Genomic DNA, 12,967 nt, shown 5'->3' on the forward strand with positions numbered 1-12,967 from the left:
GAATCGTAGAGGGCAGAGATCGCGGGGGCGCCGAGCTCCCGTGCCCGAGGAATTCCGCCGGCGGACGCGCGCAGCGCCGCCGTGAGAAGGGACCGCCCCCATGGCCGCCGACCGCCGCCGTCGCTTCACCGCTCTCGCCACCGTCGCAGCCGCCGTCACTCTGACCGCCGCGCTCGCCACCGGTTGCAACCCCAACGACTCGCTGGACTGCCTCACCAGCGCCGACTCCATCGCCGACAGCATCACGGCCATCAACAAGGCGGGCGCGGACGCGGCCAAGGACCCGACACGGACCGAGGAATCCATCACCACCATCGAGAACAATCTGGACAAGATCAACAACAAGGCGGACGACAGCAAGGTGGACAAGGCGGTCGACGACCTCAACAAGGCGATCAAGGACTACAACAAGGCCATCCTGAACGGCGACACGAATCCCGACTCCAGCAGGATCGACGCCGCGGCCGACAAGCTGAAGACCGTGTGCACGCCGTAACGGAGTGTCCGGGCCCCGCCGGGGCCCGGACACCGCCACCCGGGGGACACTCGTGCTGTGACGAGTGTCTCTAGTGAGGAGTGGCGCATGACCACGGTAGGTATTGCCACCGGTGCCGGTCGCGGGACGGGGCAGGCATGCGCGAGCCGTCTGGCCGACATGGTGGACGTGCTGTTGCTGGTCGACCAGGACGAAGCCGCCGTGGCCGCGTACGCGAAGGACCTGTCGAGCCAGGGCAGGAAAGCCGTCGCGGAGCCGTTCGCGGGCACCACGGCCGACCGCGACGACGTGGCCCGGCTGGCCGGCCGGGCAGCGGAACTCGGTACGCTCCGGGCCGTCGCACACGCCGAGAGCGTCGGCCCGGAGGGGGCCGACTGGCGCACGATCCTCCAGGGCGACTTCGTCGCGACCGCCCTGCTCGCCGAGGCGCTGCGCCCGCTGGCCACCGCCGGCACGGCGTTCGTGTACCTGGCCTCCGTGTCCCCGCTGATCGCCCACGTCGACCCCGACCCGGCGGTCGCGGCCGTCCTGGACGACCCGCTGCGGGAGGACTTCCTCGACCGGGTCCGCGACGCGGTGGGCCCGGCGCTGGAGGATCCCGCCTGGGTCTATCCGTGGGCCACCTACGGCGTGCAGCGCCTCGTGCCCGCCGAGGCCGTGCGGCTCGGGCCGGTCGGTGCCCGGGCGTGCTCCCTGTCGCCCGGCGCGATCGACACCCCGGTGACACGGCTGGAGATGGCCCGGCACGCGTCGGTACGGGAGCTCATCGAGCGCACGCCGGTGGGCCGCCCCGGGCGGTGCGAGGAGGTCGCCGCCGTCGCCGCGTTCCTGCTGTCCGACGAGGCGAGTTTCGTGAACGGCGTCGACATCGTGGTGGACGGCGGTCTGTGCGCGGCGATGCGGGAGGAGTAGCGCCGAAGAGTGCTCTGTGGGGGTGGTCCCGGGGAGTTGTGCGTCTGCGGCTGCGCGGGGGCTGGCCGCGCAGTTCCCCGCGCCCCTTCGGGGCGCTGGCTGCTCTGGCCGTTCTCGCTTGCGGTATTGGCATTCTCATTTTTCGCAAGTAGCGTATCCGAACGATGGATGACTTCGCGCAGACCTCGTCCGGCATCCCGCTGAAGCCGGTCTACGGACCGGCGGACCGGGCTGCCGAGCCCCCCGCGCCGGGCACGTTCCCGTTCACGCGCGGCAACTACGCCTCCGGGTACCGGGGGCGCCTGTGGACGCTCCGGCAGTACTCGGGTTTCGGCACCGCCGAGGAGTCGAACCGGCGTTACCGGTATCTGCTGGAGCAGGGCGGCACCGGCCTGTCCGTGGCGCTCGACCTGCCCACCCAGTGCGGCTACGACTCCGACGACCCCGAGGTGAGCGAGGAAGTCGGCCGGGTCGGCGTGGCCGTCGACACGCTGGCCGACGCCGAGGTGCTCTTCGAGGGCATCCCGCTGGACCGCATCAGCACAAGCTTCACCATCAACGGGACGGCGGCGATCCTGCTCGCCCTCTACGTGGCCGCCGCCGAGCGCGGGGGAGTACCCCGGGCCCAGCTCACCGGCACCATCCAGAACGACATCCTCAAGGAGTACGCCTCCCGCGGCACCTGGATCTGGCCGCCCGAGCCGTCCCTCAGGCTCATCGCCGACACGATCGAGTTCTGTGCGGCCGAGGTGCCGAAGTTCAACGCGATCTCGGTGGCCGGCGCGCACTTCCGCGACGCGGGCGCCAACGCGGTCCAGGAGATGGCGTTCACGCTCGCCGACGGGGTGACGTACTGCGACACCGTGCTGGAGCGCGGCCGGATGACGATCGACCGGTTCGCCCCGCAGGTCTCCTTCTTCTTCTACACGCACGGCGATTTCTTCGAGGAGATCGCCAAGTACCGTGCCGGACGCAGGCGCTGGGCGACCATCGTGCGTGAGCGGTACGGCGCCGCGGCCGACAAGGCGGCCATGTTCCGCTTCGGCTGCGTGGCCGGCGGCGCCTCGCTGTACGCCCCGCAGGCCCGCAACAACACCGTCCGGGTCGCCTACGAGGCCCTGGCGTCGGTGCTCGGCGGCGTCCAGTCGATGTTCACCGCCGCCTGGGACGAGCCGTTCGCCCTGCCCAGCGAGGAGTCGGCCACCCTCGCCCTGCGCACCCAGCAGATCCTCGCCCACGAGACCGGCGTCGCCCGGGTGGCCGACCCGCTGGGCGGCTCGTACTTCGTGGAGGCGCTCACGGACGCCACGGAGGAGCGGATCGTCGAGATCATGGCGGACCTGGAGGCGCACGGCGGGATGGTCCGGGCGATCGAGGACGGCTATCTCCAGGGGCTCATCGCCGACGAGGCCTACCGGATCCACCAGGAGGTCGAGGGCGGCGAGCGGCCGGTGATCGGAGTCAACCGTTACGTCGACGAGCACGAGCCCGCTCCCGACATCGCCACCTACGCACTCGACGCGCGAGGCCGCGAGACCCAGCTCAAGCGGCTCGCCCGTGTCAAGGCCGAGCGTGACCCGGCCGACGTCCGCGCCCGTCTCGCCGCCCTCTCCCGGGCCGCGGAGGGCACCGACAACCTGATGGGCCCCCTGATCGACTGCGCCAACGCCTACTGCACCGTCGGCGAGATGGTCACGGCGCTGAAGGACGTGTGGGGCGAGTTCCGGCAACCGGTGGTGTTCTGATGGGGAATCCGGTGATGCACTGATGGCGACTCGCGTTCTCATCGCCAAGCCCGGCCTGGACGGCCACGACCGGGGTGCCAAGATCGTGGCACGGGCGCTGCGCGACGCCGGCTTCGAGGTGGTCTTCACCGGCATCCGGCAGCGCGTCGACGACATCGTCGCCACCGCCGTCCAGGAGGACGTGGCGATGGTCGGCCTGAGCATGCTGTCCGGCGCCCATCTGGCGCTGACCGCAAGGACCGTCGAGGGACTGCGGGCCGCCGACGCCGGTGACATCACCGTCGTCGTCGGCGGCACCATCCCGCCGGCGGACGTCCCGCGCCTGAAGGCCGCGGGCGCGGCGGGGGTGTTCCCCACCGGCACCCCCCTGGACGTCGTGGTCGCCGAGGTGCGCGCGCTCACGACGTCCTCCTGACCCTCCGCGTGCGCGGAGCCCCGAACCCGGACCATCTGGAGGGAACGTGCGGATCGGTGTCATGATCGGGCCCGAGCGGGGCGACTCCGCGCGGAAGGCCTCGCGCATGATCGCGGACGTGGAGTGGGCCGAGAGCGCCGGGATGGACACCGCGTGGGTGCCTCAGGTCCCTTCGGACTTCGACGCCTTGACCGCCGTGGCGCTGATGGGCGCGCGCACGTCCCGGATCGAGCTGGGCACCGCCGTCGTACCGCTGCAGGCCCAGCACCCTGTCGCGCTGGCCCGTCAGGCGCTGTCCGCGCAGGCGGCCACCGGCGGCCGGCTCGCCCTCGGCGTGGGCCCCTCGCACCACTGGATCGTCCAGGGCATGCTCGGCCTGCCCTACGAGCGCCCGGCCGGTCTCACCCGTGACTACCTGGACGTCCTGGACGCGGCCCGCAGCGGTCCCGGCCCCATCGACGTCGAGAACGCCACGTACACCGTGCACAATCCGCTCGACCTGGCCCCGGTCGGCCCGCTGCCCGTCCTGCTGGCCGCCCTCGGCCCGGTCATGCTGGCCCTGGCGGGCGAGCGCGCCGACGGGACCGTGCTGTGGATGGCCGACGAACGCGCCGTCGCCGACCACGTCGTCCCCCGGATCACCAAGGCCGCCGAGGCCGCCGGTCGCCCCGCGCCGCGCGTCGTCGCCGGCATCCCGGTGTGCCTGTGCCGGCCCTCCGAGGCCGACGCGGCCCGGGAACGCGCGAACCGCATTCTCGGCGAGGCCGAGATCTCGCCGAACTACCAGCGGCTGCTGGGGTACGGCGACGCCGAGGACGTCGGCGACCTGTGCGCGGCGGGTGACGAGGCGGCGATCGCGGCCCGGTTCAAGCGGTTCGCGGACGCGGGGGTCACCGACCTGTCGGTACGGCTGCTGCCCATCGGCGACGGCCGCGAGGAACTGGTCGCCTCCAAGCGCCGCACCCGGGAGATGATCGCCGGCCTGGCGGCGGATTTCCGGTGAGCCCCGGCCCCCTCGCCGGCATCCGCGTCCTGGAGGTCGGCCACATCCTCGCGGGGCCCTTCGCCACGATGCTCCTCGCCGACCTCGGTGCCGAGGTCACCAAGATCGAGCCGCCCGGCGGCGACCTCTCCCGGCAGGTGGGCGACGCCTACTTCGCCAGCATCAACCGCAACAAGCGCAGCGTCTGCCTCGACCTCACGACCGAGCGAGGGCGCCGGAGACTGGGCGAGCTGGCCGCCGACGCGCACGCGCTGCTGGTCAACCTCAAGCCGTCGGTGATACGGCGCCTGGGGCTGACGTACGACGGCCTGCGCCGCCACAACGAACGGATCGTGTGTGTCGCCGTCACCGGCTACGGGCTGGACGGCGGGGACGACCCGGCGTTCGACTACGTCATCCAGGCCGCGACCGGGGTCGCCGCGCTGACCGGCGACCCGGACGGGCCGCCGACCCTGCCCGGGTACTCGTCCGTCGACAACTCCGCGGCCCTCACGGCGGCGTTGGGCCTGCTCGCCCAGATCGTCTCCGGGCGCGGCGGCCAGGTCGACGTGGCGCTGCGGGACGTGATGTTCGCCCAGCTCAACTACCGGGCCGCCGCCTACCTCAACGACGGCGTCGAGCCGCGCCGCATGCCGGGCGGCGCGCACTCCTACTACGTGCCGGCCCAGCTCTTCCCCACCCGGCAGGGGCACTTGGCGCTGTTCGTCACACACGACGGCTTCTGGCGCGGCTTCGCCGCCGAGGCCGGGATCGACGGCTTCCCCACCATGGCCGAGCGGGCGGCCCGCCGCGAAGAGGTCCTCGCCGCCGTCACCCGCGCCCTGGCCGCCGACACGGCCAGGGGCTGGGAGGCGCGGCTGCGGCCGCTCGGCATCCCGGCGGCGGCCGTGCGCACCCTGCCCGAGGCCCTGGACGCCACCCCGGAGATGATCGTCCGGGCGGGCGACTTCCGGCTGGTCGGCAGCCCGGTCCGGATCGCCGGACACGAGCCCGAGTTCCGGCCGCCGCCCCGTCTCGGCGAACACGGCTCACTCGTAGTGGACGGTGACTGATCCCTCGTCCGGGATGCCCTGACAGGTGAGGACGTAGCCCTCGGCGACCTCCTCCTCGGTGAGAGCGTCGTTCACCCGCATCGTCGCGCTGCCCTCCGTCAGCCTGGCCATGCAGGTCGCGCAGTTGCCCGCCTCGCAGGAGGACGGCGGGGTCAGACCGGCCCGGCGGGCGGTCTGCAGCAGCGTCTCGTTCGGGTGCTTGCGCACCGACACGCGCTTGGTGCCGAGCTGGATCGTGACGGTGCCGGTGTCCTCGGCGGGAGCGGTCCCGTCCGCCAACGGCGCCGGCGCGTCGCCGCCGAACCGCTCGCTGAAGATGCGCCCGGGCCCGGGCAGCGCCGACTCCACGAGCGCCATGAAGGGCTCAGGACCGCACACGTACGCGTCCGCGGCACCGTCCGGCCCGACGAACTCCCGTACCGAGGCCGCGTCGAGGAACCCGCGGTCGGCGTCGAGGTGCCGTACGACCGTCAGACGCCCGGGATACCGCGCTGCCAGGTCCTCCAGCGCCGAGCGGAAGATCGCCGCGTCGCGGTCGCGGTCGGCACAGAGCAGCCGGACGCCCCGGTCGGTGCCGGCGAGGGTGCTCTTGGCCAGGGACAGGATCGGGGTGATGCCGCTGCCGCCGCTGAAACCGAGCAGCGGGGTCGTGGCCGGGCGCAGGCAGAACCGGCCCCGGGGCAGGGTCAGTTCGAGTTCGTCGCCCTCCTCGACACGGTCGATCAGCCAGTTGGAGACCTTGCCGTCCGGGACGCGCTTGACCGTCGTCGTCAGCTCGGCGTCGGACTCCGGAGCGCTCGACATCGAGTACGAACGCAGCAGGTCCCGGCCGTCGACCCGGACCCGGAAGACGCAGAACTGCCCGGCCTGGTAGGAGAACGGGCCGTCGTGCGGGTCCAGCACGAAGGTCCGGGCGTCGGCTGTCTCCTGGACGATCTTGACGACGGTCGCGCGCCGGAACAGTGCGGGGCTCGCCATGGACGCCCTCCTCTGGCTCTGGTATCAAGGTTCTATCGAAACGAGAATACTATTCTCGCCTGGCAGATGGGATCCTCTCAAGGGGTGGGAGCGAGAGATGAGCGAACGGGCCGCGCTGGTCTTCGAGGACCGGGCGTACAGCCGTGCCGAGCTGACGGCCCTCGCGGACGGGCTGGCCGGGACACTGGCCCGGCGGGGTGTGCGGGAGGGGGAGCGGGTGGCGCTCATGTCCTCCAACCGGCCGGAGTTCGTGATCGCCGTGCAGGCCCTCTGGCGGCTGGGTGCGGTGGTCGTCCTGCTCAGCCCGGCCTGGAAGCGGGGCGAGGTCGAACACGCCCTGGAGATCACCGGGCCCGCCCACGCGGTCGGCGACCACCGGGTGCTCGCCGGACTGATGCCGATGCTGCACCTGGACGAGCCGATCGAGCCGGGACGCGGCGAAAAGGTGTCCGTGGACCAGGACGCCGACGCGGTCCTGGTGTTCAGCTCGGGCACCACCGGCATGCCCAAGGCGGTCCGGCACACGCACGCCTCGTTCGCCGCCGCCGTCCGGCACTGGCAGAACGCCCTCGGCCTCACCTCGCGCGACCGCATCCAGATCGCCACCCCGCCCTCGCACATCCTGGGCCTGCTCAACATCGTCACGGCCCTGGAGACCGGGGCCTGGCTGCGGCTGCACCGCCGCTTCGACCTGGACCGGCTGCTGCACCACATCGAACTCGACCGCATCACCGTGGAGATGGCCGTCGCCCCGATCGCGCTCGCCATCGCCTCCCACCCGAAGCTGGAGTCGTACGACCTGTCCTCGCTGCGCTACATCATGTGGGGCGCCACCCCGGTGACCCCGAGCATCGCCGAGACGGTGACACGGCGGACCGGGGTGGGCTGGGTGCCCGCGTACGGGGCGAGTGAACTGCCCGTCATCGCCTGCAACCCGCTCGACGGGGCACGGCTGGACTCGGCCGGCCGTCCCGTGCCGGGCGTGCGCGTGCGCGTGGTCTCGCTGGAGACTGGGGAGACCGTCGGGCCGGGCGGGACCGGGGAGATCGAGGTGCGCTCGGAGTCCCTGATGGCCGGGTACCTGCCGGCCGAGGCGACGGCGGACGCCCTGCACGACGGCTGGTACCGCACCGGGGACGTCGGCAGCGTCGACGCGGACGGGTGGGTGAGCCTCACCGACCGCTCCAAGGAGATGATCAAGGTGCGGGCGTTCCAGGTCGCCCCCGCCGAGGTCGAGGCCGTGCTGCACACCCATCCGGCGGTCGCCGACTGCGCGGTGTTCGGCGTCCCCGACGGCGCGGACGGGGAGGCGGTCGTCGCGGCGGTCCGGCGGGCCGCGCCGGTCGACGCCGCCGAGCTCGTCGAACTGGTCGGCGGCAGGCTCGCCTCGTACAAACGACCGCGCCATGTCGAGTTCGTGACCGAGATCCCGCGCCTGCCCTCGGGAAAGGTGCTGCGGCGACTTCTCAAGGAACAGGTACTCAAGGAGCGCGATGGACGTACGGCTGACAGCTGAACAACGTCAACTCCGTGACGCGGCAGCCAGGCTGGCCGACGACCTGGGACCCGGATCGGTCCTCGACCTGGACGACGCCGAGCGGATCGGGCGGCTGGCGAAGGCGGTCGAGGCCACCGGCTGGCGGGCGTTGCGCTCGGACGGCGCCTCCGGCGTCGAGGTGGCCCTCGTCGTGGAGGAGTTCGGGCGGAGACTGGTGGACGTACCGCTTCTCGGGCCCGTGCTCGCCGACGACCTGGCCTTCGGGATCTCGTCGGCGACCGTGGCCGTCGACGGCCGGGCGCGGGACGCCCGGGGCATGCGTCGGGCCCTCTCCGTCGAGGGCGACCGTGTGCTGTCCACCGGGATCGGCCCGCTCGTTCCCGGCACCGACCTGACCCGCCACGCCGCCGAACTGAGCGGCGCACCCGAGCAGATCGGCATCCTGACCGGCGAAGCCGCCGTCCGCTGGCGGGCGTTGGCCGTGGTCGCCACCTCGGCCGACCTCGTCGGCACGGCCCGCGGCGCGCACACCCTCGCCCGCGACTACGCCAGGATCCGCGAGCAGTACGGCCGGACGATCGGCTCCTACCAGGCGGTGGCCCACCTCCTCGCCGAAGCGCTGGCCCTCGTCGAGGGCTCGGTCAGCGTCCTGCGCCACGCCGCCTGGGCCGTCGACGAACTGCCGCCCGCCGAGGCGATCCGGGCCGCCCGCATCGCCAAGCTCTACTGCGCCCGCGCCGCCCGCACCGTCTGCGAGACGGCCGTTCAGGTGCACGGCGGCATCGGCAACACCTGGGAGTGCCTCGCCCACGTCCACCTGCGCCGGGCGCTGACGTCCACCGACCTGTTCCCCGTACGCCTGGAGGAGATCGACCGTGGACTTTCGTGACTCGCCCGAGGAGGCCGCCTTCCGCGACCGCCTGCGCGGCTGGCTGGCCGAACGCGCCGGCACCTTCCCCACCGCCGGCGACGCGTACTGGGCCCGCCAGGGCGAATGGCACCGCGCCCTGCACGCGGCCGGCTTCTTCGGCCTGTCCTGGCCCGCGCAGTACGGCGGCCACGACCTGCCGCCCGTCTACGACGTCATCCTCGACGAGGAACTCGCCCGCGCCGGCGCCCCCGCCCGCCCCAGCCTCGGCTACCTCGTCCAGGGCCTCGGCCGGCACGGCAGCGAGGAACTCCGCCGGCGCTTCCTGCCCGGCATGATCGACGGCACCGAACGCTGGTGCCAGGGCTTCAGCGAACCCGGCGCCGGCTCCGACCTCGCCTCCCTCACCACCAGCGCCACCCCCGACGGCGACACCTACGTCGTGCACGGCCACAAGATCTGGACCAGCTACTCCGACGTCGCCGACTGGTGCCTGCTCCTCGCCCGCACCGACCCGGGCGCCCCCCGCCACAGGGGCATCTCCGCGTTCATCGTCGCCATGGACCAACCGGGTGTCGAGCAGCGCCCGTTGAAGATGATGAGCGGAGTCACCAAGGAGTTCGGCCAGGTCCTGTTCGACGGCGCCACCGTGCCCGCGGACCAGATGGTCGGCGCGCCGGGCGAGGGCTGGGCGCTGGCCATGACCGTCGTCGGACACGAACGCGAACCCTCGACCCTCGGTTTCACCGCCCGCTACGCAAAGCTCGTCCGCGAACTCGTGGACCGCACCCCCGGCGCCACCCTGCCACCGGAACTGGCCTGGGCGGTCGTCGAGACGGAGATGCTGCGCCTGCACGTGCGCCGACGGCTCTCCGAACAGCTCGACGGCGTCTCCCATGGCCCCGACGGCTCCCTCGACAAGCTCCTCATGACCTGGACGGAACAGACGGTGGGCCACGCGGCCCTGGCCGTCGGCGGCGCCGATGACCCGGACCTCCTGCACGCCTACCTCTACAGCCGCGCGCAGAGTGTCATGGGCGGCACATCGCAGATCCAGAAGAACATCATCGCCGCACGGATCCTCGGACTGGGAGCCTGACATGACGGACGGTCAGAACTTGTACGGCATGCCGGAGGAGATCGACGTCCGCGCGGACGGCCCGCTGCGGATCATCACCCTGAACCGGCCCGACGCGCTCAACGCCGTCAACGACCCGCTGCACACGGGCCTGGCCGGGCTGTGGCCCCGGCTGGCCGAGGACCGGGAGGCCAGGGCCGCCGTCATCACCGGGGCGGGAAAGGCCTTCTCCGCGGGCGGCGACTTCGCCTACCTCGACGAGATCAGACAGGATCGCGAACTGCGTGCGAAGACCATCGCCCACGGCCGGGACCTGGTCCTCGGCATGGTCCGCTGCCGCGTCCCGGTCGTCGCGGCCGTCAACGGGCCCGCCGTGGGGCTCGGGTGCAGCCTGGTGGCGCTCAGCGACATCGTCTACATGGCCGAGGGCGCCTACCTCGCCGACCCGCACGTCCAGGTCGGCCTGGTCGCGGCCGACGGCGGCCCGCTCACCTGGCCGCTGCACACCAGCCTGCTGCTCGCCAAGGAGTACGCCCTCACCGGCGCCCGCATCCCGGCCGAGAAGGCCGTCGCCCTCGGGCTGGCCAACCACGTGGTGGCCGACCCCCTTGCCGAGGCGACCGCCTGCGCGAAACGCATCGCGGGACTGCCGAGGCAGGCGGCGGAGAGCACCAAACGCGTCCTCAACATGCATCTGGAGCGCGCGGTGCTCGCCACTCTCGACTACGCCACGACCGCCGAGGAACAGTCCTTCCAGACGGACGACTTCCGCGACACCCTCGCCCGCCTCACCGCCCGGGAGCGGTGACCCGTCCGCCGGTGCGGGGTCCGCCGGTGCGGGGTGCGTCGGTGCGGGGCGGGAGGTCCGCCCCGACGGCCGTCACTTGGGCGGGAAGCGCAGCGCCCCGTCCAGGCGGATCACCTCGCCGTTGAGATAGTCGTTCTCGCAGATGTGCTGGACGAGAGCGGCGTACTCGGCGGACCGGCCCATCCGGCGGGGATGCGGGACCTGCGGCCCCCAGTAGGCCTCCAGCTGGTCGCCCGACTTGCCGTAGGCGGGCGTCAGGAAGGTGCCCGGCGCGATCGTCATGACCCGGATGCCGAGCGGGGACAGGTCGCGGGCGGCCACCAGGGTCATGGCGGCGACCCCGCCCTTCGCGGCGGCGTACGGAAGCTGACCGGTCTGGCCCTCGTACGCCGCGATGGACGCGGTGGTGACGACGACACCCCGGCCGCCGTCCTCGTCCACCGGCTCCTGACGGGCCATCGCGGCGGCGGCCAGCCGCAGGACGTTGAAGACACCGGTCAGATAGATGTCGAGGGTCCGCCGGAACCCGGCGAGGTCCATCGGTTCGCCGTCCCGGCCGACCAGCCGCCCGCCGCTCGCCGGTCCGCCGTGCACGTCCACCGCGACCCGCAGCGGGCCGAGCGACTCCGCCTCCCCGATCGCGGTGCGGACCTCGCCCTCGTCGGTGGCGTCCGTCCGCACGTACCGGATGCCCAGCTCCTCCTCCAGAGCCTTGCCCTTCTCGTCGGCGAGATCGGCGACGACCACGGACGCTCCCGCCGCGCGCAGCCGGCGGACCGTGGCCTCGCCCAGGCCCCCCGCCCCACCCACCACAAGTGCGGATGTGCCCTGAACCTGCATCGCGACTCCCCTCCAGGGATATGTGGTTCTAGTATGGCGAGAGTAGCATTCTCGCAATGTGATGTGATCCCTGCCCGACCCGCCGAGTTGGAGACCGTCCATGCCCGAGGCAGTCATCGTGTCCGCTCTGCGCACCCCTGTCGGCACCGCCCGCAAGGGGACCCTGCGCGACACCACCGCCTTCGATCTGGCCCACCACATCGTCCAGGCCGCCGCGGCCGGGCTCGACCCGGACCGCGTCGACGACGTGATCCTCGGCGAGGGCCTCTACGGCGGTGGCGTCCTCGCCCGCCACGCCGCGCTGACCACCGGCCTCACCGGCATCCCGGGGGCGGCCGTCAACCGGCACTGCGCCGCCGGCCTGGCCGCCGTCGCCGACGCCGCCGCGAGCATCCGCGCCGGAATGGACGAGCTGGTGATCGCGGGCGGCGTCAACTCGGCCTCGACGGCGCCGAAGTCCGCCTTCCGCGTCGACGGCGCATGGGTCGAGCCCTGGATGCCACCCACCCATCCGAACCGGCCGGACGCCCCCAACAACGACATGTCGATCACCATCGGCTGGAACGTCGCCCAGCGGGCCGACGTCAGCCGCGCGGCGATGGACGAGTGGGCGCTGCGCTCTCACCAGAACGCCGTGCGCGCCATCGACGAGGGCCGTTTCGACGCGGAGCTGGTGCCCCTCGACACCCCGCACGGGCTGTTCTCGGTCGACGAACACCCGCGCCGGGACACGTCGTTGGAGAAGCTCGCCGCGCTCAAGCCGCTGCACCCCGAGATCGAGGGCTTCAGCATCACCGCCGGCAACGCCTGCGGGGGCAACGACGGCGCGGCCGCCCTGGTGGTCGCGAGCGACCGGACGGCGGCCGCCGAGAGGCTGCCCGTGCTGGCCACCGTACGGTCCTGGGCGTCCGTCGGCGTGGACCCGGCGGAAACCGGGCTCTCGCCGATCAAGGCCATCCCCAAGGCGCTCTGCCGCGCCGGCCTCACCGCCGCCGACGTCGACCTCTACGAGATCAACGAGGCCTTCGCCTCGGTGACCGTGGCCGCCGTCCGCCGTCTCGGACTCGACCCCGACCGGGTCAACGTCAACGGCAGCGGCTGCTCCCTCGGCCACCCCGTCGCCGCCACCGGCGCCCGCATGCTGGTCACGCTCGTGCACGAACTGCGGCGCCGGGGCGGCGGCATCGGCGTCGCGGCGATGTGCGCCGGCGGCGGGATGGGCTCGGCGATGGTCGTGGAGGTGCCGGCCCCGTAGCGCACGCCGCGGCGCCGCG

13 protein-coding genes are annotated in these 12,967 nt (G+C 72.7%); 11 read left to right on the forward strand and 2 right to left on the reverse strand.

Going from position 1 to position 12,967, the window contains the following annotated elements; translation table 11 throughout:
• Nucleotides 1–100: 100 nt before the first annotated feature.
• From OHB00_RS46770 to OHB00_RS46795, 6 genes are all read left to right on the forward strand, one after another.
• A complete protein-coding gene (locus OHB00_RS46770) occupies nt 101–496 on the forward strand; it encodes a hypothetical protein (RefSeq protein ID WP_406444542.1) in 396 nt (131 codons plus the stop codon).
• Between the two features lie 87 nt (nt 497–583).
• Complete coding sequence (locus tag OHB00_RS46775; RefSeq protein WP_406444544.1) at nt 584–1,408, forward strand: SDR family oxidoreductase; 825 nt, start codon at nt 584–586, stop codon at nt 1,406–1,408.
• Between the two features lie 164 nt (nt 1,409–1,572).
• Nucleotides 1,573–3,153 (forward strand): methylmalonyl-CoA mutase family protein, encoded by a 1,581-nt coding sequence (locus tag OHB00_RS46780; protein WP_406444546.1) that lies wholly within the window; start codon nt 1,573–1,575, stop codon nt 3,151–3,153.
• 22 nt (nt 3,154–3,175) lie between these two features.
• Nucleotides 3,176–3,568 (forward strand): cobalamin B12-binding domain-containing protein, encoded by a 393-nt coding sequence (locus OHB00_RS46785; RefSeq protein WP_406444548.1) that lies wholly within the window; start codon nt 3,176–3,178, stop codon nt 3,566–3,568.
• Nucleotides 3,569–3,614: 46 nt separating this feature from the next.
• Nucleotides 3,615–4,571: a TIGR03564 family F420-dependent LLM class oxidoreductase gene (locus OHB00_RS46790; protein ID WP_406444550.1), complete on the forward strand. Its 957-nt coding sequence runs from the start codon at nt 3,615–3,617 to the stop codon at nt 4,569–4,571.
• Nucleotides 4,568–5,623, forward strand: coding sequence for a CaiB/BaiF CoA transferase family protein (locus tag OHB00_RS46795; RefSeq protein ID WP_406444552.1), 1,056 nt, complete (start codon nt 4,568–4,570; stop codon nt 5,621–5,623). Before OHB00_RS46790 ends, OHB00_RS46795 begins: the two co-directional genes overlap by 4 nt.
• On the opposite strand, the gene OHB00_RS46800 is transcribed toward OHB00_RS46795, so the two are convergent.
• Complete coding sequence (locus tag OHB00_RS46800) at nt 5,600–6,601, reverse strand: 2Fe-2S iron-sulfur cluster-binding protein (RefSeq protein ID WP_406444554.1); 1,002 nt, start codon at nt 6,599–6,601, stop codon at nt 5,600–5,602. The two genes, OHB00_RS46795 and OHB00_RS46800, sit on opposite strands and share 24 nt — an antisense overlap.
• Nucleotides 6,602–6,698: 97 nt before the next feature.
• Between OHB00_RS46800 and OHB00_RS46805 the strand changes: the two genes are divergently transcribed.
• The 4 genes from OHB00_RS46805 to OHB00_RS46820 are packed head-to-tail and all read left to right on the forward strand — an operon-like array spanning nt 6,699 to nt 10,853.
• Nucleotides 6,699–8,117 carry a class I adenylate-forming enzyme family protein gene (locus tag OHB00_RS46805; protein WP_406444556.1) on the forward strand — a complete coding sequence of 473 codons (1,419 nt, stop codon included), beginning with the start codon at nt 6,699–6,701 and terminating at the stop codon, nt 8,115–8,117.
• Complete coding sequence (locus OHB00_RS46810; RefSeq protein ID WP_406444558.1) at nt 8,095–8,988, forward strand: acyl-CoA dehydrogenase family protein; 894 nt, start codon at nt 8,095–8,097, stop codon at nt 8,986–8,988. Before OHB00_RS46805 ends, OHB00_RS46810 begins: the two co-directional genes overlap by 23 nt.
• The gene (locus OHB00_RS46815; protein WP_406444560.1) at nt 8,975–10,066 is read left to right on the forward strand and encodes an acyl-CoA dehydrogenase family protein; all 1,092 of its coding nucleotides are present in this window, start codon (nt 8,975–8,977) and stop codon (nt 10,064–10,066) included. Before OHB00_RS46810 ends, OHB00_RS46815 begins: the two co-directional genes overlap by 14 nt.
• 1 nt (nt 10,067) lies before the next feature.
• The gene (locus OHB00_RS46820) at nt 10,068–10,853 is read left to right on the forward strand and encodes an enoyl-CoA hydratase/isomerase family protein (RefSeq protein WP_406444562.1); all 786 of its coding nucleotides are present in this window, start codon (nt 10,068–10,070) and stop codon (nt 10,851–10,853) included.
• Between the two features lie 72 nt (nt 10,854–10,925).
• On the opposite strand, the gene OHB00_RS46825 is transcribed toward OHB00_RS46820, so the two are convergent.
• Nucleotides 10,926–11,693, reverse strand: coding sequence for an SDR family NAD(P)-dependent oxidoreductase (locus OHB00_RS46825; protein WP_406444564.1), 768 nt, complete (start codon nt 11,691–11,693; stop codon nt 10,926–10,928).
• A gap of 100 nt (nt 11,694–11,793) precedes the next feature.
• On the opposite strand from OHB00_RS46825, the gene OHB00_RS46830 reads away from it, so the two are divergent.
• Nucleotides 11,794–12,948: a thiolase family protein gene (locus OHB00_RS46830; protein WP_406444566.1), complete on the forward strand. Its 1,155-nt coding sequence runs from the start codon at nt 11,794–11,796 to the stop codon at nt 12,946–12,948.
• The last annotated feature ends 19 nt before the right edge of the window (nt 12,949–12,967 follow it).

This window comes from Streptomyces sp. NBC_00631, assembly GCF_045206895.1.
In the GTDB taxonomy this organism is placed as follows: Bacteria; Actinomycetota; Actinomycetes; order Streptomycetales; family Streptomycetaceae; genus Streptomyces.

Excerpts from the sequence above, each read along its gene's own strand:
- OHB00_RS46805 (WP_406444556.1), top strand. The coding sequence starts at position 6,699 with ATGAGCGAACGGGCCGCGCTGGTCTTCGAGGACCGGGCGTACAGCCGT.
- OHB00_RS46780 (WP_406444546.1), top strand. The coding sequence starts at position 1,573 with ATGGATGACTTCGCGCAGACCTCGTCCGGCATCCCGCTGAAGCCGGTC.
- OHB00_RS46830 (WP_406444566.1), top strand. The coding sequence starts at position 11,794 with ATGCCCGAGGCAGTCATCGTGTCCGCTCTGCGCACCCCTGTCGGCACC.
- OHB00_RS46770 (WP_406444542.1), top strand. The coding sequence starts at position 101 with ATGGCCGCCGACCGCCGCCGTCGCTTCACCGCTCTCGCCACCGTCGCA.
- OHB00_RS46775 (WP_406444544.1), top strand. The coding sequence starts at position 584 with ATGACCACGGTAGGTATTGCCACCGGTGCCGGTCGCGGGACGGGGCAG.
- OHB00_RS46785 (WP_406444548.1), top strand. The coding sequence starts at position 3,176 with ATGGCGACTCGCGTTCTCATCGCCAAGCCCGGCCTGGACGGCCACGAC.
- OHB00_RS46820 (WP_406444562.1), top strand. The coding sequence starts at position 10,068 with ATGACGGACGGTCAGAACTTGTACGGCATGCCGGAGGAGATCGACGTC.
- OHB00_RS46810 (WP_406444558.1), top strand. The coding sequence starts at position 8,095 with ATGGACGTACGGCTGACAGCTGAACAACGTCAACTCCGTGACGCGGCA.
- OHB00_RS46825 (WP_406444564.1), bottom strand. The coding sequence starts at position 11,693 with ATGCAGGTTCAGGGCACATCCGCACTTGTGGTGGGTGGGGCGGGGGGC.
- OHB00_RS46800 (WP_406444554.1), bottom strand. The coding sequence starts at position 6,601 with ATGGCGAGCCCCGCACTGTTCCGGCGCGCGACCGTCGTCAAGATCGTC.